The sequence below is a fragment of the Microbacterium sp. WCS2018Hpa-9 genome (assembly GCF_031843745.1).
Classification (GTDB): domain Bacteria; phylum Actinomycetota; class Actinomycetes; order Actinomycetales; family Microbacteriaceae; genus Microbacterium.
Map to the genome: position 1 here is coordinate 99,363 of NZ_JAVTIY010000008.1, position 19,989 is coordinate 119,351.

The 19,989-nt window shown below is 65.1% G+C and carries 26 protein-coding genes; 25 read left to right on the plus strand and 1 reads right to left on the minus strand.

Annotation, left to right across the window (positions count from 1 at the left end; translation table 11 throughout):
• The first annotated feature begins 21 nt into the window (after nucleotides 1-21).
• The 12 genes from RQG82_RS16575 to RQG82_RS16630 all read left to right on the plus strand — a co-directional run bounded on the left by RQG82_RS16575 (nucleotide 22) and on the right by RQG82_RS16630 (nucleotide 10,251).
• A complete protein-coding gene (locus RQG82_RS16575) occupies nucleotides 22-1,305 on the plus strand; it encodes a replication-associated recombination protein A (RefSeq protein WP_311245329.1) in 1,284 nt (427 codons plus the stop codon).
• Between the two features lie 2 nt (nucleotides 1,306-1,307).
• Nucleotides 1,308-1,736, plus strand: coding sequence for a hypothetical protein (locus RQG82_RS16580; RefSeq protein ID WP_311245328.1), 429 nt, complete (start codon nucleotides 1,308-1,310; stop codon nucleotides 1,734-1,736).
• On the plus strand, nucleotides 1,733-2,437 hold the full coding sequence (locus tag RQG82_RS16585) for a hypothetical protein (RefSeq protein ID WP_311245327.1): 705 nt from the start codon (nucleotides 1,733-1,735) through the stop codon (nucleotides 2,435-2,437). Before RQG82_RS16580 ends, RQG82_RS16585 begins: the two co-directional genes overlap by 4 nt.
• Before the next feature lie 97 nt (nucleotides 2,438-2,534).
• Entirely contained in the window at nucleotides 2,535-4,478 is a 1,944-nt protein-coding gene (locus RQG82_RS16590) for a DHH family phosphoesterase (protein WP_311245326.1), read from the plus strand.
• 7 nt (nucleotides 4,479-4,485) lie between these two features.
• The gene (locus RQG82_RS16595; RefSeq protein ID WP_311245325.1) at nucleotides 4,486-5,289 is read left to right on the plus strand and encodes a type II CAAX endopeptidase family protein; all 804 of its coding nucleotides are present in this window, start codon (nucleotides 4,486-4,488) and stop codon (nucleotides 5,287-5,289) included.
• 262 nt (nucleotides 5,290-5,551) lie between these two features.
• Entirely contained in the window at nucleotides 5,552-5,914 is a 363-nt protein-coding gene (locus RQG82_RS16600; protein WP_311245324.1) for a hypothetical protein, read from the plus strand.
• Nucleotides 5,915-6,054: 140 nt separating this feature from the next.
• On the plus strand, nucleotides 6,055-6,522 hold the full coding sequence (locus RQG82_RS16605; RefSeq protein WP_311245323.1) for a hypothetical protein: 468 nt from the start codon (nucleotides 6,055-6,057) through the stop codon (nucleotides 6,520-6,522).
• 78 nt (nucleotides 6,523-6,600) lie between these two features.
• Nucleotides 6,601-7,155 (plus strand): hypothetical protein, encoded by a 555-nt coding sequence (locus tag RQG82_RS16610; RefSeq protein ID WP_311245322.1) that lies wholly within the window; start codon nucleotides 6,601-6,603, stop codon nucleotides 7,153-7,155.
• Nucleotides 7,156-7,207: 52 nt separating this feature from the next.
• Complete coding sequence (locus RQG82_RS16615) at nucleotides 7,208-8,137, plus strand: hypothetical protein (protein WP_311245321.1); 930 nt, start codon at nucleotides 7,208-7,210, stop codon at nucleotides 8,135-8,137.
• A 917-nt stretch (nucleotides 8,138-9,054) separates the two neighbouring features.
• Nucleotides 9,055-9,435, plus strand: a complete 381-nt coding sequence (locus tag RQG82_RS20180; protein ID WP_396653633.1) for a primase-like DNA-binding domain-containing protein — start codon at nucleotides 9,055-9,057, stop codon at nucleotides 9,433-9,435.
• Nucleotides 9,428-9,946 (plus strand): hypothetical protein, encoded by a 519-nt coding sequence (locus RQG82_RS16625; protein WP_311245320.1) that lies wholly within the window; start codon nucleotides 9,428-9,430, stop codon nucleotides 9,944-9,946. The genes RQG82_RS20180 and RQG82_RS16625 overlap by 8 nt, the downstream gene beginning before the upstream one ends.
• Nucleotides 9,943-10,251 (plus strand): hypothetical protein, encoded by a 309-nt coding sequence (locus tag RQG82_RS16630; protein WP_311245319.1) that lies wholly within the window; start codon nucleotides 9,943-9,945, stop codon nucleotides 10,249-10,251. Before RQG82_RS16625 ends, RQG82_RS16630 begins: the two co-directional genes overlap by 4 nt.
• Here the strand turns inward: RQG82_RS16630 and RQG82_RS16635 are convergent.
• Nucleotides 10,248-10,484, minus strand: a complete 237-nt coding sequence (locus RQG82_RS16635) for a hypothetical protein (protein WP_311245318.1) — start codon at nucleotides 10,482-10,484, stop codon at nucleotides 10,248-10,250. The two genes, RQG82_RS16630 and RQG82_RS16635, sit on opposite strands and share 4 nt — an antisense overlap.
• Nucleotides 10,485-10,592: 108 nt before the next feature.
• On the opposite strand from RQG82_RS16635, the gene RQG82_RS16640 reads away from it, so the two are divergent.
• The 13 genes from RQG82_RS16640 (at nucleotide 10,593) to RQG82_RS16700 (ending at nucleotide 19,969) form a co-directional block, all read left to right on the plus strand.
• Nucleotides 10,593-11,075 (plus strand): hypothetical protein, encoded by a 483-nt coding sequence (locus RQG82_RS16640; RefSeq protein WP_311245317.1) that lies wholly within the window; start codon nucleotides 10,593-10,595, stop codon nucleotides 11,073-11,075.
• Nucleotides 11,076-11,115: 40 nt separating this feature from the next.
• Nucleotides 11,116-11,412 (plus strand): hypothetical protein, encoded by a 297-nt coding sequence (locus tag RQG82_RS16645; RefSeq protein WP_311245316.1) that lies wholly within the window; start codon nucleotides 11,116-11,118, stop codon nucleotides 11,410-11,412.
• A 32-nt stretch (nucleotides 11,413-11,444) separates the two neighbouring features.
• Nucleotides 11,445-12,104 (plus strand): HNH endonuclease signature motif containing protein, encoded by a 660-nt coding sequence (locus tag RQG82_RS16650; protein WP_311245315.1) that lies wholly within the window; start codon nucleotides 11,445-11,447, stop codon nucleotides 12,102-12,104.
• Nucleotides 12,105-12,179: 75 nt separating this feature from the next.
• Nucleotides 12,180-12,446 carry a hypothetical protein gene (locus RQG82_RS16655; protein ID WP_311245314.1) on the plus strand — a complete coding sequence of 89 codons (267 nt, stop codon included), beginning with the start codon at nucleotides 12,180-12,182 and terminating at the stop codon, nucleotides 12,444-12,446.
• The gene (locus RQG82_RS16660) at nucleotides 12,443-13,138 is read left to right on the plus strand and encodes a PIN domain-containing protein (RefSeq protein WP_311245313.1); all 696 of its coding nucleotides are present in this window, start codon (nucleotides 12,443-12,445) and stop codon (nucleotides 13,136-13,138) included. Before RQG82_RS16655 ends, RQG82_RS16660 begins: the two co-directional genes overlap by 4 nt.
• An 81-nt stretch (nucleotides 13,139-13,219) precedes the next feature.
• A complete protein-coding gene (locus RQG82_RS16665) occupies nucleotides 13,220-13,363 on the plus strand; it encodes a hypothetical protein (protein WP_311245312.1) in 144 nt (47 codons plus the stop codon).
• A gap of 42 nt (nucleotides 13,364-13,405) precedes the next feature.
• The gene (locus tag RQG82_RS16670) at nucleotides 13,406-13,912 is read left to right on the plus strand and encodes a hypothetical protein (protein ID WP_311245311.1); all 507 of its coding nucleotides are present in this window, start codon (nucleotides 13,406-13,408) and stop codon (nucleotides 13,910-13,912) included.
• 288 nt (nucleotides 13,913-14,200) lie between these two features.
• The gene (locus RQG82_RS16675) at nucleotides 14,201-15,343 is read left to right on the plus strand and encodes a tyrosine-type recombinase/integrase (protein WP_311245456.1); all 1,143 of its coding nucleotides are present in this window, start codon (nucleotides 14,201-14,203) and stop codon (nucleotides 15,341-15,343) included.
• A gap of 29 nt (nucleotides 15,344-15,372) precedes the next feature.
• Entirely contained in the window at nucleotides 15,373-16,323 is a 951-nt protein-coding gene (locus RQG82_RS16680; RefSeq protein ID WP_311245310.1) for a hypothetical protein, read from the plus strand.
• Between the two features lie 122 nt (nucleotides 16,324-16,445).
• Nucleotides 16,446-16,766, plus strand: coding sequence for a DUF4190 domain-containing protein (locus tag RQG82_RS16685; protein WP_311245309.1), 321 nt, complete (start codon nucleotides 16,446-16,448; stop codon nucleotides 16,764-16,766).
• A gap of 42 nt (nucleotides 16,767-16,808) precedes the next feature.
• The gene (locus RQG82_RS16690) at nucleotides 16,809-17,306 is read left to right on the plus strand and encodes a hypothetical protein (protein ID WP_311245308.1); all 498 of its coding nucleotides are present in this window, start codon (nucleotides 16,809-16,811) and stop codon (nucleotides 17,304-17,306) included.
• Nucleotides 17,307-17,486: 180 nt separating this feature from the next.
• Nucleotides 17,487-19,130 (plus strand): phage/plasmid primase, P4 family, encoded by a 1,644-nt coding sequence (locus RQG82_RS16695; RefSeq protein WP_311245307.1) that lies wholly within the window; start codon nucleotides 17,487-17,489, stop codon nucleotides 19,128-19,130.
• Between the two features lie 92 nt (nucleotides 19,131-19,222).
• A complete protein-coding gene (locus tag RQG82_RS16700) occupies nucleotides 19,223-19,969 on the plus strand; it encodes a DUF2786 domain-containing protein (protein WP_311245306.1) in 747 nt (248 codons plus the stop codon).
• The last annotated feature ends 20 nt before the right edge of the window (nucleotides 19,970-19,989 follow it).

A 19,989-nucleotide genomic window follows, 5' to 3' on the forward strand; every position in this document is an offset into this window, starting at 1 on the left:
CCCTGACGAAAGGCGGATCGCGTGACCACCCAACCCCTCGCGGCGCGCATGCGTCCACAATCCCTCGACCAGATCGTCGGGCAAGATCATCTGACCTTCGAAGGATCGCCGCTGCAGCTGCTCACGACAGGTGACGGTGGCGCCTCCGTGCTGCTCTACGGGCCTCCCGGATGCGGCAAGACCACGATCGCCAGCGTCATCGCCAAGACCACGAACCGGAAGTTCGTCGAGCTGTCCGCCACCTCCGCCGGCGTCGCCGATGTTCGCAAGGTGCTCGCGGCTGCGGAGAAAGACCGGGCGGAAGGTGTATCTACACTTCTGTTCCTCGACGAGATCCATCGGTTCTCGAAGGCCCAGCAGGACGTGTTCCTCCCGGCTGTCGAAACCGGCCTCATCTCTCTCATCGGCGCGACGACGGAGAACCCGAGCTTCTCGGTGATTGCGGCGCTCGTATCGAGGTCGATCCTTCTCGTACTCCGACCTGTGGAGAAGGACGACATCGTCGTGCTGCTTCAGCGAGCACTGCGCGATGACCCCGAGCTCGCCGACAAGGTGACTGCCGAGGTTGAAGTCCTGGAGATCCTCGCTGACCTCTCCAGCGGAGATGTCCGCCAGGCGCTCAGTCGTCTCGAAACTGCAGCTGCGACCGCAGTCGCAAGCGGCGCCTCGAGCATCACCGTCGAGACCGTCGAACAGACCACGGGTGCCGCGATCCAGCGATACGACCGCCAAGGCGACCAGCACTACGACATCATCAGCGCGTTCATCAAGTCCATGCGCGGATCCGACCCTCAGGGTGCGATCCATTGGCTCGCGCGCATGATCGAGGCCGGCGAAGACCCGCGCTTCATTGCCCGGCGGCTGGTCGTGCATGCCAGCGAGGACGTCGGCATGGCCGATCCCACGGTTCTTCCGATCGCCGTAGCAGCGGCATCCGCCGTCCAGCTCATCGGGATGCCAGAGGCGCGCATCAACCTCGCCCAGGCGACGATCGCGATCGCCACGGCGCCGAAGTCTCCGGGAGTCATCGCCGCGATCGATTCCGCTCTCGCTGACGTCCGCAAGGGGCGGACCGGGTCCGTACCGATGCATCTGCGCGATGCGCACTACCCCGGCGCCAAGGCGCTCGGCCACGGCCAGGGATACCTCTTCCCACACGACTTCCCGCACGGGATCGTCGCCCAGCAGTACCTCCCCGACGAGATGCTCGGCACCGAGTACTACTCCCCCACCGACAACGGCTTCGAAGCCACGGTGGGACACCGAATGAGCGCCATCGCGCGCACGACCCACCAAGGAGCATGACCATGTCTGTACTCATCGAGATCCCGAACCCGTCCCTCACGGAGATCAAGATGGCGCGCAACCTCGTCGAGACCCACCTCGCCGAGACGAAGCGGGTCGCTGACCACATCCGAGTTCAGCAGGCCCGCGCCGAGCTCAACGCTGTCTTCCTGCAGCGATCCACCGCGGTGTTCATCCGAAACTGGGAGACCGACGAGTACTACCTCGGACAGCTGACTGCGGCGCAGCCGGGCGTCCAGGACCTCGACATCGCAGAGGACGGTACGCACGACCTCTCGGACGACCAGGTGCGCGCGATCGTGAACGCCCAGGAGGCAATCCAGGCGATCGGAGTCGACAACGACATCTGGGCCTTCCTCGACGCCCCCGAGGTGCAGAGCGATGGCTGGTACGAGTTCATCCTGCCCCTCACGGGCGAGGAGAGCGCATGACCGATCCAGCGCGGTTCGAGTCCGAGGCATCCGATGCTCCAGACTGGGATGCGGCCCCACACGATGAGGCCACCACGCCGAGAGAGGGAGCCGTAGTGACGGACGAACAGGAATCCACCAACGAGACGATCACCACGGAGCGAACGCTCGCGTTCTTCGCCGATCCGCGCGCGACGGACCTTCTCCTCGAGGAAACTGTCCAGAAGGTCATCGAGTCCCTCGAGATCCAGCGCGGACTCGTCGACCTGTCCAGCGTGGCGGGTATCACGGTCGCTCAGGCGTTCTACGATGCCGGCATCCCGTTCGATGCCCTCGACTACGGCCAGGATGGTGAGTTCGCCGAAGCTGCTCCCACCGTGCATGGCAGCTGGGCATCTCTCGCAGACGGCATCACGCTCAAGACGCTCACCGACAAGGCCGAGAGTCTCCGCACCCTCGCCTCGAGCGTGGTCGAGGTACCGATCGCAGAGATCGGGGCCATCGACGCCAACGTGATGCTCATCCCGGCGATGGTCGGCAGCGACGAGAAGCTCATCGACTTCAGCCCCGAGACGATCTCGGGTGTCGCGATCACCCAGCTGCAGGAGACGAACCGCGAGTTCACCGTCGTGCTCCCGCCCGAACGAGGTCTCCGCGGACTCGACGACGGATCCTACGAGCGCATCGTGATCCACGTCTCCGAGCACGGAGCATCCGTCTGACCTGACGCCACGCGCATCACGGCGCCGCATCCCACATCGGGGTGCGGCGCCGTTGTGCGTGCACCCACACCTCTACCTGTTTCCGCGAAGGAGCACCATGACAGACCCCGGAGAACCCGGAACCACCGCCGTGGCGGAACCCGACTTCGGAGGGTTCGAGGACAACTCGCTCTTCGCCATCCTGTGCAAGAACCGCGGCTGGACCACCGACTTCCTCCTCTCGATCAACGACCCCAGTCACGACGAGCTCAAGGACGTCGACCGAATGGCTGCGGAACTGCACCGCATCCGCCTCGCCGGCGAGCAGATCGTGGTGCTGCCCGACTACGACATGGACGGCATCACCTCCGGTGTGCTCGGTTGGGCCGGACTCAACGAGATGGGCTTCGACGCTCAGCTCTACGTCCCCGACTACCGCCGCGGTCACGACGTCACTGTCGAGGCTGTTCGCGAGCTGCGCGCCCAGTTCCCCGACGCCCGCGCCATCATCACCTGCGACGGTGGCATCAACAGCAACGAAGGCATCCAGGAGGCTCGTGACCTCGGGCTCATCACCCTCGTCACCGATCACCACATGGAGCTGCCGCCGGGCAGCGTGGCTGACATCGCCGTCGACCCCGTGCGCATCTCAGAGACGTACGCCCACGAGGGCATCTGCGGGGCGTTCGTGCTCCACCAGGTCCTCACGGCGTACGCCACCCACTACGCGCCGGACAAGCTCAGCAGCATCGCCAAGCTCAAGCTCTTCGCGGGAATCGGCACCGTCTCCGACGTCATGCCGCTCTTCTACGAGAACCGTAAGATGGTCCGCGACTCGCTGTCCCTGGCGCGCCTGCTCTACGTGCCCCTCCCGGAGGACGACGAGACCACGCCGTACGACGTGAACCAGAGCACGCTCCTCATGCTGCTGCGATCGCAGCAGCATCACCCGGCGTTCGTCTCGGTGTTCGAGGGCTTCGCTCTCATGATGCGCGCGTTCAAGGAACACCGGAAGCCGGTACTCGACGACAAGGGCGAACCCGTCCTCGATTACGCCGGAAACCCGACATTCAAGGCGGGGAAGCTCCAGAAGATCTCGGAGCTGGACGAGGAGTTCTACGCCTTCTACCTTGCCCCGGCGTTCAACGCGATTCGTCGCGTCGAAGGTTCGATGCACGACGCGTTCGGCGTCTTCACCGCCGCCTCGGCCTACGAGAAGTTCGAGCACGCCAAGGCAGTCATCGCGGTCAACGAGAAGCGCAAGGAGATGAGCGAGTACTACATCGACCGTCTCTGGGATGAGCCGCAGCCGCTCGAGGAGAAGGGCGTCTTCTTCACCGACGCTCCCACGGGCATGCTCGGCCTCATCGCGTCTGACGTGATGCGTGATACGGGTCGTCCGACCGTCGTCGTTCAGCGCACCATGGATCCGTCAGCGCCGTGCGGTGGCTCAGCACGATCGCCCGAGTGGTTCCCGATCATCTCCACGATGACCCCGCTGGGATTCACTGCGGTCGGGCACGAACACGCGTGCGGTGTGCGCGCGGCGAACCTCGAGGAACTGGTCACCTTCGCGGAAGTGATGAACGACACCGCGTCGTCCATCCACGCGCGGATGGTGCTCAGCGGGGAACTCAGCGAAGCCGACAAGGCCGACCTGGTGCTGGGACCCTCGCCCGACTGCGACGCGGGCCTCACCGACCTCGAAGATCTCATGGAGCTCGTCGTCGGGATCGAGACCCTCACTCCCTACGGCCACGGATTCCCGCGGCCGGAGATCGAGCTGGTCATCGATCTCACGCGATCTGCGATCGGGCTCCTCGGCAAGGACAAGAAGCACATCCGCATCATCCTGCCGATCGGGATGAAGCTGCTCTGGTGGAACTCCGCTGAGCACCTGGATGCGCTCGAATCGCTGGCGAAGAACCCCGAGCGCGGTGCGACCACGCTGCGGGTTCGTGCGAAGCTGTCCATCAACGTGTTCCGCGGTCACGAGTCCGTGCAGGCAGTCGTCGAGCGGCTGGTGGAGCCGCTGGAAACCGGAAGCACCGACGAGGAGTGATCGAGCGATGAAGGACCTCTTCGCCACCCTTCCCGCGCCCATGCGGCGCTGGGGGAAGACGCTCGCGATCCTGGGGGCGGCCCTGGCCACGTATGTGGGCACGGCCCTCCTGGGCACGCTGCTGACCGGCGACCCGATCGCCGGCGCGGCGTTATCGAGCCTCGTCGCTCTCGTGATGGCGCTCGCATACCGATGGGGTTCGACTGGTTCACTCCGGGCCGGTCGAGCGTCGCCACGAGCTAGGACCGGACAGTTCTGGCTCGCCGCCGCAGCGGGACTCGTGTCGTGCTGGCTGCTCGGCCAGACCGCCGCGGTCTGGTTGTACTCGGCCATCGGCTCGGAAGGGTTCGATGCGGTGAGCCAGACCCGCATGGACTCCCCTGTCTGGCTTGTGCTCCTCACGGGCATCCTCCTCGCACCGATCGGTGAGGAGGCGCTCATCCGCGGCATCGCATACCCGGTGCTGCGCCGTCATTGGCCTGTGATGGCTGCGGCGGTGCTCTCGGCCGTCGTGTTCGCGCTCCTTCACGGCAACCTCGTGCAGATCGCCCTCACGGTGCCGCTGGGCGTGCTTCTCGCCCTCGTCTATGAGCACAGCCAACGCCTTTGGCCGGTCATCGCGATGCACGTGCTCTTCAACGTCGCGTCGACCCTCACGCCTCCCGCGTTCGTCTCGGCGATCGCGAATCCGTTCATGATCGTCGGGTTCGCCGCGATGGTCGTTCTGAGCATGTACGCACTCGCCCGTGCCACGAGTGAGTCGGCGGCGGAGCAGGGCGATCAGGAGACCGCAGGTGCGGGTTCCCGCTGAGCGTGGGGCGCTGACGCGCCGATATTGGCCAGCAGGTGCTGGCCGACCCGCTCGGGTGCGCTGGTGCGCATTCGAGCGGGTGCATACGTGCAACACGGCGGCACCGAACGGCTGATGCCGTTCGGTGCTGTTCGCCGTGGAGGGTCTTGTGGTGACCGGGGTTGCCGGTCACCCGGGTGGGTGGGTGAGAAGAATGACCAGAGATTCTGGGTAGAGTCTTCTCACGGATCTTCCGCAAGATCAGCCTAAGGAGGTGAGTGCGATGAGGATCGGACGCACTTCCTACACGGCTGAAGGCGAGCTCATGATGCCTCGCGCCCTCGACGTGAAGCTGGCAACGAACGTCGCCAGCGACGTCACCCTCGACGTGGGCTACTACCACCTGGTTCGTCTCTCGGCGTCTAACGCCCGCGAGCTGGGCGCACTTCGGCAGCGTTTCATCAACACGCTCGCCACGGCCCCCACAGGCTCCGTCCTCAAGGTGCGAGACTACGAAGTCCGGATGGACTCGTTCCACACCGTCAACGTCGAGCTCATCTACGTCGTCGAGCCTCCGGTCTCCGAGCGCCGAACGATGACTCCTCAGGACTACCTGATGGACAGCCTGACTCAGTATCAGCGCTGACACCTAGATTCCCCGAGCCTCCCTGAGCGGAGGCTGCCCCTGGGTACCCCCGCGAGGGGCTCTCACCGAGCCCCTCGCACTCTCTCTTCCGCCACATGCCGGCGACCATCCGACCTCGCGAATCCTGGGAGGATGACCGCATGAACAACACCAAGCCCACGCGCCGACAGTTGACATTCCTCAGCCTCACGCTGGGGCTGATCCTCCTCGGCTACGTGATCGCCTTCGTGCTCACGCTCAACCGCATCGACGGCGCAGGGGTAATCGTCGCGACGCTTCCGAGTGTCGCGCTGACTGTGTTCACCCCCGCTCTCGGCGAGGCGACCCGGACGTTCAGATCATGGACGCTCGCCCTGCTGCTCCTCGTCGTCATCCTCGGACAGATCGTGATCGGCATCCAGATCGCCGGCGCATCCGAGAACCCGTGGCCATCGATCATCGTCGCGATCGTCGCCCTCATCATCACAGCCACCGTGTCCTTCTTCGACTGGACGCCCGCTGCTCCAACGAGGTTCTCTCCCGCCGACACGGTAGACGACCAGGACGAGCCGTCGCCTGCCGCAGTTCCTGCGGATGACGAGATTCATGAGGCTGCCGGAGAGCGGTAAGTTAGCTCCGTACGGGCACCCCCAGAACGCTCGTAAAGCAACCAGAACGCGCTTTTCGCAAGCGAGATCGGATTCACCATGTTCCTCGCCCGAAAGGCGCGCCTCGTCGCCGTCGGCGTCCTCGCCGCCCTCATCCTCACCGGGTGCACCTCGGCTCCTTCTGAGCCGGCCGCGCCCTCCAGCGAGCCCTCCGAGGCTGCGCAGACCCGTCCTGAGAATCGGTCGGTCACCGTCGTAGAGGTCACCGACCTCTCCACGCTCGTCGTCACGCCCTCCGAGGAGAGCGATGAGCTGTTCGGTGAAGAGTTCACCGTGCACCTCTCTGACATCGAAGGGCCCGCCGAAGGCGAGTGCGGCTTCGATGAGGCCGTCGCCCACGCCGAGGAGAACCTCTTCGGCGGTCCTCGCAAGATCATGTACGAGTCCGAGCCCGCTGGTGGCGAGTGGATCGATGCTGCCGGGGATCACTACGGATTCCTCGGAGGCGCCGGACTTCCCTACGCCCAGCGGATGATCGTCGACGGTATGGCGCTCACCACCGACGCCTGGAGCGGCTCGTACGAAGGCAACCAGTCCACTGCTCAGGCCAACAACACCGGCCTGTGGGCTCAGTGTCCTGACTTCGGCGCCTGACGTCGCCCTCTTCCCAATACCCAACGTTTCCGAGTCCCCATAGGAGATGACCATGTCTGACGAGATCAGCACACCGCCGGACGCACCGGCCGCGAAGCGCCGCTCGAAGAAGCGCGCCATCGCGATCATCGCTGCCGCAGCCGTCGTGCTCGCCGGCGGCATCACGGTCACCTCCGTGACGGTCGCTCAGGCTGAGGCCGAAGAGACGCTGCGCCAGTGCACCGTCGCCCTCGACGCAGGAGCCACTGCTGCCGAGGCGGCCGCGACGTCCGTCGAGAACGCCAACACCGCCCTCGAGGCTGTCGCCCAGACGGCGCTCCCCGACACCGACGGCTGGGTGAGCGGCAACTACGCCGACCGCGCCGGAGCAGAGGCAATCGACGCGGTCGAAGCCGTCGAAGCGAGTGAAGGGGTCGAGGCTGTCGAAGCCGTCGACGCCGTCCCCGCTCGCCCCAGCGGTGCCGAGCAGATCGCGAACGTCACCGATGGCAGCGTCTCCCTCGCGAACGTCATCATCCCTGACGAGTGCGAGGACCGCACCGAGGCCGCGGCGATCACCAAGCTCGCCAAGTCGACGACCGCTGACGCGGCCGACCTCGACGGGAGCACGCAGGTGCTGACCGACGACTTCGCCGTCTTCCAGGCGGAGGAGACCGCACGCATCGCTGCCGAGATCGAGGCCGCACGCATCGCCGCAGAGCAGGAAGCCGCACGTCTCGCCGCCGAAGAGGCTGAGCGCCAGCGTGCCGCTGAAGAGGCCGCGCGCCAGCAGAACGCCCAGCAGAACTGGAACAACAACGGTGGTTCCAGCAACAACGGCGGCGGCTCCAACAACAACGGCAACAGCGGCGGGAGCCGACCCCCGGCCAACAACGGCGGGACGAAGCCCGGCGGCGGAGGCCCTCCCGGTGGCGGTCAGGTCGGAGGCGGCCCTGGCGGCTGTGTCGTGGACAACGGCATGGGTGGCACACGCCCCTGCTAAGACCGGGGATGGCTGGACCATCCCGCATCTCGTCTACCAACGGTAGAAGGAGAATCCGAGGCCGTCGCTCAGCGGCGCCCTCAGCCCGAGCTCAGCGCCCAGCGCCAGAACGGTTCAAGAACCCCCGGGGAGCATCCGCTCCTCGGGGGTTTTCTCTCCCCATGCAGGCGCGTACCGTTTCGCCGGTACGCAGTGCTAGCAGCACCTGTCGCCGAAAACCCCAGGTGGCGAGGCTCTTTTGATGCCCTCTTGCCGAGCACGCCAGAGGCGCGTACCGGATTGCGTACCGCTTTCGTTGATGCTCTTTTGTGAGCTGACCTGGCAGAAACCCGCAAAGTACCGAATGTACCGCGCCGCTGAACGAACTATATGCGTGTGCGCGTGCATGCGCGCATGTGTGTACTTTCTACGAATTCACGGTACATCGGTTACATCCCCCCTTCTTTCTCTCTTACTTCATTGAAATATCAAGGGAAAGCCGCCCCCAGCGCGTACCGTTTCGCCCCTTTCGTGCTTCTTGAAAACGGTACCCACCGTCATGCCATGCGTGCCCCTTTGTGCTCCTGAGCTGGGGATTCCTGTGTGCAGGTCGGTACCGATTTCGCTATTCAGAAAAGGTACTTCGCCACTTCGCGGGCGCATTCTGCACCCGCGGTACATCACGAAAGGGCACCTCCGTGCGCCACGCTCAAGACCATCTCCTGCTGGCCATCGGCGAGCTCCAGTGCATCCAAGACGGCTCCCCCGCCACGCTCTCTGAGCTCAGCGCCTTGGCGATAGCCCAACGCGAGATCGACGATCTCCTCAGGGCGTGCGTGCAGGAACTTCGCACTGACCCCAAGCAGCCGCGCTCCTGGAGCGAGATCACAGGCGCCGTTCAGTCCGACTCGACCAACGCGGTGAAGAAACGCTTCAGTGTGTCCACGGCCATCGAACTCGAGCAGGTCGCTGCGTTCTGGACAGATCACTCCGAGCAGTTCGCATGGGACTTCCTCCCGAACGGCTTTCTCTACGCCCTCTACCGAGCGTGGCCTCAGGCCACCGGTCGTGGGCTGAGCAAAGAGACCTTCATGCGTCGACTCATCGCCGTCGCGGTCGACAGCGGTCGCTGGGAGCACATTCGTAGCCGCCCCGGATCTCGCATGCAAGCCTCCGAGCCGCTCGTGCGAACCGCGAAGACCTGGTCGCACAACGGAGCGGACTCGCGTGCGCTCTGGGGCCTCCGGAGGGTAGCCCCGGCAGCCGTAACAACCCCACCTACCTCAGCTGATATCCCGAATCGAGAGACCCATGACTGACACGACACCGCGTGAGACTCGCACCATCATCACGACCGCGCAGGTCCGAGCGCAGGACCTGCGTGACGACGACTTCATCCTTATCGACAACCAGTGGCGCGCCGCGTTCGACGTGCACTTCGCCAGCGACTCCGTGATCAAGATGGTCGCGGCCGGGGACGCTGACCAAACCGCCATGCGTGCTGAGATGGCCGGTGTGCGCCTGGACGCGTACCAGGATGGCGCCGACGGCCGGCACATCCAGAGTCACATCAGCCGTCCCGGCGTCCGCCCGGCGCTGTTCCTGTCGTCGCGTACCACGGTCGCCGTCAGAACCTCCTCCGGCGAGTCCGGCATGCAGCCGATGCCCACCACCTCGGCCGTCGCAGCACTCCTCGAGACCAACGAGTACATCGCTGTGCGATGGGTGCGCGACGAAGCGTCGGACGGCAACCAGACGGAGGACGCCTGGGCTGTCTTCCGACGCTGGGACCTCGTCACCATTCAGTTCGAGGAGGAGGTGGCAGCATGATCGCCCTGCTCAAGCGCGAAGCTCTGCCCGTTGTGATCAGGAGCGAACGCGTCCCCACCGAGTACGACATCGAGACGATCAGTCGCGCCGGCATCACGATCGTCACGCTGATCGACGACCGGTCGCGACGGTTTTCCGGGCTGACGCTCGCGAGTGCCTTCCGCCGCGCTGAGGGCGCACAGGATCCCCTCGATCCGATCCATCACGACCCGTACCCGGCTCCGCGAGAGGTGTCGCTGTGGTGGGCGCAGACAAGGCTCAGCCCGATCGGTCGGCTGCTGAACTGGATCGCTCGGCGTCGTTAGCCCGCCTGGAGGCGTTCGAGAAACCCCTTGAACGCCTCCTCCGCGACATCCTTCGACTCGTGCACTCCGAGCATCACCCTGTGGAGGGGCATACCCTCGAGCTTCACCTCGGCCTGAGCCTCGAACCCGCTGCCCATGTTCCGGATCACCGGCATCACGCTCACGACGTGATCGGCGTTGATCCACATCGACGGTGATTTACCTGTCGGGTCGGGCAGCTCCAGCAGTTGCATGCCCCTCACCGTATAGACCATCCCGGCATATGGCTATGCAGCCGCGAGGTGACCGCGGCCCGATCATGACGCCATAGTCGCCATAGACCTCATTCAGACAGGAACCCCATGCTCCGCAAGACGTTCACTCTCACTGCGATCGCAACCGCGACCATGCTCACGCTCTCTGGATGCGCCGCGAGCCCGCAACCGACACTCGAGTACCTCAAGGGCACCTGGGAGTGCGCCGGTACAGACCGTGAGGGTGTCTTCATGCTCCGGGCCTTCACTGCAACGGTTACGGACGAAGCTCTCTCCTTCGAGTCCGACGACCCCAACACGGCTGCACTCCTCGACAACCTCGGATCTGGCGAACCGCTCACGCTGGGTGAGGACGATGACCTGACGAGATTCGGTGACTACGCCGTGCGACTCCCCGAGTCGACCCCAGAAGACGAAACCGTCTCCATGGCCTACGGCCTGGTAGGGCAGCGCATGAACCCTGAGGTCGACATTGTCGCGATCGTGGGCGACCCCGGCGTCCGGGTGAAGCTCACCAACACGAAGACTGGCGCGCTCTACTCAGACACGGGCGCCTGCATCAAGCGGTAGCCTGCTGACCGGCCAGTGACGATACGACGAGGAGTCTGCGATGTCCGACAACCGCTGGCACCAGGCGTACCTCACCCTCCTGGACACGCTCAGAATGTCGCAGCGGGAACGCGAGAAGAGAAGCGAGTTCGTTACGGATGCTGACGGCGGGCAGGAGCTCGGCTGGGTCATCTTCGAACGCGAGCGCATGCTCGAAGCTGTCAACGCCCTTCGGAGCCAAGCGAACACCGCCCCTGTCGACCTGGACGCAGTGCTTCGCGCCGAATCAAGCGCCTGCGGCCACTCCGACTACACGTCGAAGTTCGCGATCCGATGCGCTGACCTCGTCGTCGCATAGCGCCGCAGTGCGCGGGGCGTAAGGTCGCTCGTATGAGCACCCGCGAGATCCACGCCTTCCGCGGTGATGCCGCCGCCTGGTACAGCGCGGTGCTCGACGAAGTGACAGCGGCGCTCCCGTCATCCATCGATCGTGCACGTCAGATCCTCGAGCCGATCGCCGGCGAAGTGTGGATGGGCAGTCTCACCCTTCACGGCGTGGCCACGGCCGGCAGCGATGCCCGCACCTCTCGCCGCGTCTCCGATCGCACGCGTGCCGAGGTGTTCCTCCGCGACGGCTTCCTCTGCACGTACTGCGGGGGCCGCACGATCCCCCGGTGCATCCTCGTCGCGATCAGCGACGTGTTCCCCGACGAGTTCCCGTACTACGCGCACTACCGCCGCGGCACTGTGCATCCGGCGTATTGGGCGCTCGCGCCCGAAGCCGACCACGTACTCGCGCATGCCGGTGGCGGATCGAGCGACCCGTCGAATCTCACAACCCTGCACGCGATGTGCAACACGCGGAAGTCCAGCCTCGCAGTCGACTCTCTGCCGTTGGTCTCCACGACGCCCGCGCGCGATCAAGGATGGGATGGGCTCCTCTCCCGATACCCCGACATCATCGCGGCCGGCGAGACGACAGGCCGCCGGCACTCCGCTCCGGACTACCACTCGAGCTGGCTTCACCGCTTCGGCCAGGGTCTCGCCTGAAGCGACACTTCTTGCCTGTCGCATTCGTTCGCAGTACCCTTAATAACCGATTACTAACGCGTGAGGAGGCCCGCCGTGGCCGCTCGACCCATCAGCTTCGCCCTCGATGAGACGGACATTCCGCTGCTTGACGAACTCTCCGCTGAGTTCGGTGACGGCAACCGCAGCGAGTTCCTCCGCGTCGCCATGGCTGACTTCAAGGAGCGCCTGCGCCTGAAACGGCTACAGGAGGTGCGAAAGGGCATTGAGTCTCTTCATGCCGATGCACTCGCCGAGCGGGGCGGCAAGGTCTTCACGACCGAGGAGACGCTCAAGCTCATCGACGATCTCCGGGTGCCGTGACCGACAGCGCCGCGGCTGCTGCGGCACCCGGCAAGATCCCCGTCGTCCTCGACATCAACGTCTATCTCGACTTCATCGGTCGTGGCGACGGCAGGATGCTCTTCCCCACGCAGAGTGAGATCCCCTCTTCCTCCCCCGCGGCCGACGCCCTGGCGCTTGCTTTCGACGATCGCTACGCGCTCTTCGCGTCGCCGCACATCCTGCGGAACATCAGCCGAGTCATGCGCGAGAACGGTCAATCGCCCGAGACTCGAGAGAGGTTCCTCAAGTTCATCGCCGAGACCTGCGAACTCACCGGCGGAGCGATCGTTGACCCGGTGGTGCTGGATCACGGCATCGGAGATCATGAGGACAACCACATCCTCGCTCTCGCGAAAGACCCCTCCGTCAACGCTGACGTCATCGTCTCCTCGGACCACCACCTGACAGATCTCGGCCCAGCCTGGAACGGACGGCTCATCATGCGCCCGCGACAGTTCACCTCCCATATGGTCCGATCCGCTGCGATGCAGACGCACACCCCCGCTCCGGCTCAGCCTCCGGTTCGGCCGAAGCGCGCCGCACCGACAGCTCCATATTCCGGCATGCCTCGACTGTCCGACCGCTTCCCCGAGCTTCGAGACGTTCACCTCGACCGGCCCGGAATCGGCGGCGCAGTCGGTCGTCAATCGGAAGACGACAGGCAGCTGTAGCCGCCTTCGTCCCAACACACCAAGAGCCGCCCGGACACTGCGTCCAGGCGGCTCTTTCGCGCGCCCGAAAGAACAACTCTCATGCCTGAACCCAAGCCGCTCGACCCCAAGACCGCCCGGCACATCCGCGCCATCGTCATCACGCAGGACGACGCACTGAAAGGTCGACCCTGGCGATCGCTGAAGGAGATCAAGCGCGCGCTGAAAGCGGGCGAGATCAGCTGACAGACGCACGCCGGCAGCCACTCGACCATCCAGGAGAATCCGATGACCGCCATCTACGGCACCACCACTCATGACACCGACGAGATCGTCACACTGCGTGATGAGATCAACGCCCTCGAGGCGGCCTTCGACGCGTCACGCTGGGCGCACATCACAGAGCAGCGCGCCAGGATGGATCGCTACGACCAGCTCATGGCGGCCCGTCGCCCGACCTACCCGACGGCAGAACAGCTGGCCGGGCTCGATCAGGTCGCCACCATCGTGCACAACGGCACTCCCTACGGCACACACCACGGCTGGCCGACCCAAGACGACAAAGCCTCGGGCCTCGAGCTACCGAGAAGTGTGCAGTTCTCCTCCACGGTCAGCCGCATCAACGTCTACGCCCTCGCCCCGTATCGATCGCGCAGCACAACCCGCGCGTGGATCTTCTCTGAGGACGAGATCGAGGCGCTGAGGAGCGAGGTGAAGCAGCGCGCCCTGAGAATCGCGACTGAGTGGCGGCACGAGGACGGCATCGCATTCATCGTCGCGGACGGCCGCGACTGAGGCGCCTGGCCGCCCCGGGTATCAAGTCAGTACGCGGCGGCGCGTCGCCTGAAATCATGCGGAACGCGCTCTCACCTGCTCAGCCCCATCTCACTTCCCTGTCTGGCCCTTTACCGACGATAAGACCAGTTATCGCAGCTATCCGGCGCAGCCCCTCTTTTCCCGGGGAGACGCCGAAAACGGCCAGAATGGAGACCGAGTGATGATCGCCGCCCCCACGACTCCCTCACCAGACGACGCGAAAGCACGCGAGCGCATCATCACCCGCCACGAGGCGGGAGCGTGGCGATGACCGAAGAGCTGACCACGCCCGTCGTGATTCTGCCACCGGGCGCACAGGTGCCCACCAGAACGAGCGCGCCGCTCCCCCAGCGACTGCTGGACGGCATCCAAGAGCACCAGGCCGTCGCCACAGCGCCGAACACAGCGCGCGCATACGAAGCCGACTGGCGCGCGTTCGAACGCTGGTGCGATGAGCACGACCAGGTCTCACTGCCCGCGACCGGTGAGACGGTCGCGGCGTACATGACCGATCGCGCAGCACTCGTGTCCGAGTCCGGCGACTACGTCTATGCGCCGAGCACCATCCAGCGCTGGGTCACTTCGATCAACGTCCACCACCACGGCGCTGGTATGCCTCAGCCGGGCTCGTCGGCTGAGGTCAAACGGACCCTTGCCGGCATCCGGCGCGGTCACGTGAGACCGACGCGAAGGATGGCCCCGCTGCTGCTCGAGGATCTCAAGAAGGTGCTTCTCGGCATCGACCTTCACGGCTTTCCCAACGGGATCCTCGGACACCGCGATGCGGCGCTCCTCGTCATGGGTTTCGCCGGCGCATTCCGTCGTTCAGAGCTCGCATCCCGTCTTGTCGGCGACGTCACCGTGCACACCGAGGACGGCCTGCACGTTCGACTGCTCACCTCGAAGACCGACCAAGAGGGGCGCGGATCCGTGAAGGGCCTCCCGTACGGTGCGAATCCGCTCACGTGCCCGCCGTGCGCCTTCCTGCGGTGGGTGCGCGTTCTTGACTCTGCTCTTCACGCCACGAGGAGCGAGATGATGACTCTTCTCCGCGAGTCCAGCACCGACGTGCACATCTGTCACGGGCCCACCCCTGAGCTCGACCGGCTCGATCCGAAGACGCCGCTGTTTCGCCCTGTGCGCCGCGGTGGCCATGTCGGAGCGACGCCGATTAGCGGTGCGGTGGTCGATCGCGTCGTGAAGCTCCGCCTGGACGGCGCGGGCATGAACCCGAAACGGTTCGGCGGACACTCGCTGCGTGCCGGTTTCGTGACGCAAGCTCTTCGCGCCGGCGCCTCTCCGGCCTCCGTCATGCGGCAGACGAACCACAAACGTGTCGAGACCGTCGAGATCTACCGTCGCGAACACGACCCTCTCCGCCAGAACGCCGTCACCCGCATCGGGCTCTGACACCCATCTGCAGGAGGAGGTTGCTCACCGTGACACGTACAGCCACGCGTCGACCGTCCCGAGAGGCCCGCGAGTGGGCGCTCTTCCTCGACTGGTGCACGTCCACGAAGGCACCGGCCCTACCGACGACGAGTGACACGATCGCGGCCTTCCTCGCTGCCTTTCCCGCCTCCCTCGACGCGCAGGGTCACAGGGTGAGAACCATCCGTCGCGCCCACGCTCGAGCCGGTGAACCTCTCGAGCTGCCGTCGACGCCGCCACGATCGGCGCTGCAGAGCGGTGACGGCTGGGCCTCGCTCCCGGACGCCCTGGCGAACCTGTCGCCCTATCAGCATCGGAAGTACTTCGCCCAGGCGATGCGGGCTCGACGTGACGGCTGGCTTCTCGTACTGATCGGAGTCGTCGGACTGTCCCGAGCGGAAGCTCGCTCTGTCATGCAGGCCGAAGTCACGCTGTTCCCGTCTCTCTCGATCCGCGACGTGCCGATCCCCAAGAGCGACCCTGCCGCGGCATGTGCGGCCTGTGCCGTTACGCGCTGGCTCCGGATTGTCGGGGCTGCGTCGCGGCACTGGTGGACCGACGTGAAGGAGAGTGTGACGCCCGACCAGGATCAGCTCTCGCACGACTGTCGCTCGAGCTTGGATGGTGTCTGGCGCGAGGCTGAGACGCTCCTGCCTGCCATCGACCAGTACGGGCATGTCACGAGCGACCCGATGTCCCCGAAGTCCATCACCGCGGTGATGAAACGCCGTCAGCGAGTCGGAGGATCCGTTGACCGCGATCAGGTCATTCGTACTGTGTCGACCGGGCGCTTCGCCCGGGCGACCCCGAACGAGCTCGCTGACGCGTACGACGATGTCGATGCGCAGCTCGCGGCAGTCCTGCTCCGGTCGGCTCAGATCCTGCAGGAGAGCGACGAGATGCTCGATCGCATCTCGTCCCTCACCCGACCAGTCGAGGCGACCCCTCCTGGTCGATGACTGGGGGCGCGCGCGAAGCGCGCACCGGGTCTGGTTGTGACGTTCCACCCCAACCCGACTTCCTTCCTGCGCATCCGCCAGCGATAACCGCCGGCTGGATCACTCAGCGAAGGAGGTCGGCCATGGGGCTGTTCCAGCACGAAATCACGAGCATCTCTGATGCCCCTCGGCCGCGTGTGAGCCGGACGGCCGTTGTCGCGCTCATCAGCGCAGCATGTGGCTTCCTCACCGCCATCGGCTTCGTCATCGCGATCGTGCTCGGACATCTCGCGCTCATCCGGATGTACTTCCAGCGCAGCAACGGCACGCCGAAGCGCGGACGTCGACTCGCGATTGCGGCGCTGTGGATCTCGTACACCGCTCTCACCATCGCGGCAGCCGCCTTGCTCACGATCTTGCTGATCGCGTACGCCGAGCTGCCGGCTCCTCCCTCCATCTTCTGAACACCACCCGCGCAGATACGGCGCGGCGGAAAGCGAGACCTCATGACCACGCCTGATGAGCACGACGGGCCCGACGGGGAGTCGCCGCCGAAGATCCATCTCGCCTTTCAGACCCCGGTGGGGTTCTTCTCCGAAGGCGCGGACCTCCCGCCAGAGATCAGAGAAGCGCTCGTCAGCCAGTTCTTGGCCGACGATTCGATCCCCGTGGAGATCCGCGAGGCACTCTCCAAGTCGCTTGGCGTGACCATCGAAGAGGCCAAGAGCGCCCCGCACGTCTCGCTCGCCATTCAGGCGCACCGCGAGCAGCTCTGGGACCTCCTCGACAGCGCGTTCCCGAACGATCCTCACCTGTGGAACGCAGGAGAGGCGCTCTTCACGATGTCTGCGAAGAATCCCGCCACGGTCGACGACGCCGGACGCCTCGCCGCGCTCGAATCGGCGAACCATCACCTCCGCCGGCACGCGGCTCGCCTCTCCCCCGAAGTGAGCCCGCAGGATCAGCTGATCGCCGACTTCCGCGAACAGATGGACGGCATCTAACGCCTCGCCTCAGGGCCGCACCCCACCCGGGGTGCGGCCTTGCTTCGTCGCAAGGCTCAGCCGAGCGCGACATCGGACGCCCAGACCTCTTTGCTCCGCCGATACCCACCTCCCTCCACTGCGCCCAAAGCGCACGGCGTGGACCCTCGGCTCGCACGAAATTCCGAAAGGCCTCTGACGATGGCGAAGACCCAGAACGAGATCACGAAGCAGGTGACCACCAAGTACCTCGCTTCTCTCCAGGGCGGCAAGCTCCCCAGCCCCGCGACGATCGAAGAGACACTTCTCGCAGAGACGAACAAGGAGTTCAACGTCGAGAACGCGGGTCGCCAGGGCACCCACAAGATCAACCTCCTGAAGCGACTGACCTTCTCCCAGATCGCGCAGATCCTCATCACGCTCCACAGGGTGGTGCGGATCGCTCCGTCGGGCAAGAACACCGACCGTGACCTGGACCTACTGGCGATGTACGTCGACCGAGGCGAGGACAAGGGTGTGTACGCGACGAGTGAGGATCACATCCGAAGCGTCGGCCGGCTCTACAACCGCGAACTCACCATCAACGAATCTCGAGAGGTGATGACCGTCCTTCGTGAGGAGGCGCCCCGCGTAGGCCGCTGCTCCGACCGCGACCTGATCGCGGTGAACAACGGCATCTTCGACTTCAAGTCGAAGGAGCTCCTCCCGTTCGACCCGTCCAAGGTGTTCCTGTCCAAGGCGCGCGTCGACTACGTCGCCACAGCTCTCTCGCCCGGCATCCAGACCCCCGATGGGGACACCTGGGAGGTCGAGGAGTGGATCCAAGGACTGAGCGACGATCCCGAGGTCGTCCACCTGCTCTGGGAGATCCTCGGCGCCATCGTGCGTCCGCACGTGCGCTGGAACAAGAGCGCATGGTTCTACTCCGAGAAGGGCAACAACGGAAAGGGCACCCTGGTCGAGCTGATGAGGAACCTCGTCGGAACTGCCAGCTACGCCTCGATCCCGATCGCCGACTTCGGCAAGGACTTCCTACTCGAGCCGCTCACGCGCGCGAGTGCGATCCTCGTCGACGAGAACGACGTCGGCACCTTCATCGATCGCGCCGCCAACCTCAAGGCGATCATCACGAACGACGTGATCTCGATCAACCGCAAGTACAAGACGCCGATCGCGTATCAGTTCTGGGGCTTCATGGTCCAGTGTCTGAACGGGTTCCCGAAGATCAAGGACAAGTCCGAGAGCTTCTATCGTCGCCAGTTGTTCGTGCCGTTCGAGAAGAGCTACACCGGTGCCGAGCGCCGTTACATCAAGGACGACTACGTCGGCCGTGATCAGGTCCTGCAGTACGTGCTCAAGCGCGTTCTGCACATGGACTACTACGTGCTCTCCGAGCCCGAGGCGACGCGTCTTGTGCTCGACGAGTACAAGAAGGCGAACGACCCGGTGCGCGCGTTCTGGGACGAGTTCGAGGAAGTCTTCGTCTGGGATCTCCTGCCGTTCCCCTTCCTATACGACCTCTACAAGTCGTGGTTCGCGAAGACCAACCCGTCGGGTTCTCCGATCGGGCGGAACAACTTCATCACGGACCTGGTCGCGATCGTCGACAAGTCAGAGCTCTGGTACTGCCAGGACAAGACCGCGAAGATCCGCCCGGCGAACCGGATGGACAAGCCCGAGCCGCTCATCGCGCGGTTCGACCTCAGGGACTGGATGAACCCCGGCTACCTGGGGACTGACCCGCTCAAGAAGTCGCTGTTCTCGCCGTTGGCCGCGAACTATCGCGGACTGCAGCGGCAGGCAGGAACCGGTGCCGCGGCGCCGGCGCCCACCGACGACGACTGAGTCGTTTGAACGCGGGGTCCGCGAGACCCCGCGTTCAGCACCCATTTCGACCGCCGCCGTATCGACGGCCCCCACCGCAGAAGGGCTCCTCCATGAGCGAGAGCAAGCTGGATCTCATCGCCAAGATGCTGGCGAAGGCCGAGAGCACGACACCCGAGGAGGCTGAGGCCCTCACCGAGCACGCCGAACGTCTCATGCTGAAATACGGCATCGAGCAGGCGCGCATCGACGAACGTCGAGCCAAGCTCGGGCAGTCTCAGGAGCAGATCGTCCAGGAGACGCAGCTGTTCACCGGCGTCTACGCCCGCGACTTGCGCGAGATGGGTGGCCAGGTCACCTTCGCTCTGGGCACCCTGCGTCCTCTGCAGAAAGACGTCGCCGGACTCGGCTCGATCCTCTACATCGTCGGCTTCGAGTCCGATGTTCGCCAGGCCCGACTGCTCATCGCCAGCCTGGAGGTTCAGGCGATGGTCGCTATGCGTGCCTGGTGGCGCGCCAATCGTCCGCTCTTCCGCTACAGCTCCGAGAGCGAGAAGCGTCGAGCGCGCAGCGGATTCATCCGTGGCTTCGGAGCCGGCGCATCCGCCCGGATTCGCCGCAACCGTCAGACCATCGTCGAGGACGCCGGCTCGGGGACCGATCTCGTGCTCTCCTCCCGCCGTGATCGGGTGGACGCGGTCGTCGACGAGAAGAAGCACCCGAAGGCCAGGACTCGCAAGCCGGCCGATGAGCTGACGTACGCCGAAGGCGTGCGGGCGGGCTACGAAGCGAACACCGGTGAGAAGAACCTCACCGCCGGCCGCGCGCTCGAGTCGCACTCCGACGAAGACGCGGCATAGCCGCCGAGCACCCACTCACA

Excerpts from the sequence above, each read along its gene's own strand:
- RQG82_RS16580 (WP_311245328.1), top strand. The coding sequence starts at position 1,308 with ATGTCTGTACTCATCGAGATCCCGAACCCGTCCCTCACGGAGATCAAG.
- RQG82_RS16585 (WP_311245327.1), top strand. The coding sequence starts at position 1,733 with ATGACCGATCCAGCGCGGTTCGAGTCCGAGGCATCCGATGCTCCAGAC.
- RQG82_RS16590 (WP_311245326.1), top strand. The coding sequence starts at position 2,535 with ATGACAGACCCCGGAGAACCCGGAACCACCGCCGTGGCGGAACCCGAC.
- RQG82_RS16595 (WP_311245325.1), top strand. The coding sequence starts at position 4,486 with ATGAAGGACCTCTTCGCCACCCTTCCCGCGCCCATGCGGCGCTGGGGG.
- RQG82_RS16600 (WP_311245324.1), top strand. The coding sequence starts at position 5,552 with ATGAGGATCGGACGCACTTCCTACACGGCTGAAGGCGAGCTCATGATG.
- RQG82_RS16605 (WP_311245323.1), top strand. The coding sequence starts at position 6,055 with ATGAACAACACCAAGCCCACGCGCCGACAGTTGACATTCCTCAGCCTC.
- RQG82_RS16610 (WP_311245322.1), top strand. The coding sequence starts at position 6,601 with ATGTTCCTCGCCCGAAAGGCGCGCCTCGTCGCCGTCGGCGTCCTCGCC.
- RQG82_RS16615 (WP_311245321.1), top strand. The coding sequence starts at position 7,208 with ATGTCTGACGAGATCAGCACACCGCCGGACGCACCGGCCGCGAAGCGC.
- RQG82_RS16625 (WP_311245320.1), top strand. The coding sequence starts at position 9,428 with ATGACTGACACGACACCGCGTGAGACTCGCACCATCATCACGACCGCG.
- RQG82_RS16630 (WP_311245319.1), top strand. The coding sequence starts at position 9,943 with ATGATCGCCCTGCTCAAGCGCGAAGCTCTGCCCGTTGTGATCAGGAGC.
- RQG82_RS16635 (WP_311245318.1), bottom strand. The coding sequence starts at position 10,484 with ATGCAACTGCTGGAGCTGCCCGACCCGACAGGTAAATCACCGTCGATG.
- RQG82_RS16640 (WP_311245317.1), top strand. The coding sequence starts at position 10,593 with ATGCTCCGCAAGACGTTCACTCTCACTGCGATCGCAACCGCGACCATG.
- RQG82_RS16645 (WP_311245316.1), top strand. The coding sequence starts at position 11,116 with ATGTCCGACAACCGCTGGCACCAGGCGTACCTCACCCTCCTGGACACG.
- RQG82_RS16650 (WP_311245315.1), top strand. The coding sequence starts at position 11,445 with ATGAGCACCCGCGAGATCCACGCCTTCCGCGGTGATGCCGCCGCCTGG.
- RQG82_RS16665 (WP_311245312.1), top strand. The coding sequence starts at position 13,220 with ATGCCTGAACCCAAGCCGCTCGACCCCAAGACCGCCCGGCACATCCGC.
- RQG82_RS16670 (WP_311245311.1), top strand. The coding sequence starts at position 13,406 with ATGACCGCCATCTACGGCACCACCACTCATGACACCGACGAGATCGTC.
- RQG82_RS16675 (WP_311245456.1), top strand. The coding sequence starts at position 14,201 with ATGACCGAAGAGCTGACCACGCCCGTCGTGATTCTGCCACCGGGCGCA.
- RQG82_RS16685 (WP_311245309.1), top strand. The coding sequence starts at position 16,446 with ATGGGGCTGTTCCAGCACGAAATCACGAGCATCTCTGATGCCCCTCGG.
- RQG82_RS16690 (WP_311245308.1), top strand. The coding sequence starts at position 16,809 with ATGACCACGCCTGATGAGCACGACGGGCCCGACGGGGAGTCGCCGCCG.
- RQG82_RS16695 (WP_311245307.1), top strand. The coding sequence starts at position 17,487 with ATGGCGAAGACCCAGAACGAGATCACGAAGCAGGTGACCACCAAGTAC.
- RQG82_RS16700 (WP_311245306.1), top strand. The coding sequence starts at position 19,223 with ATGAGCGAGAGCAAGCTGGATCTCATCGCCAAGATGCTGGCGAAGGCC.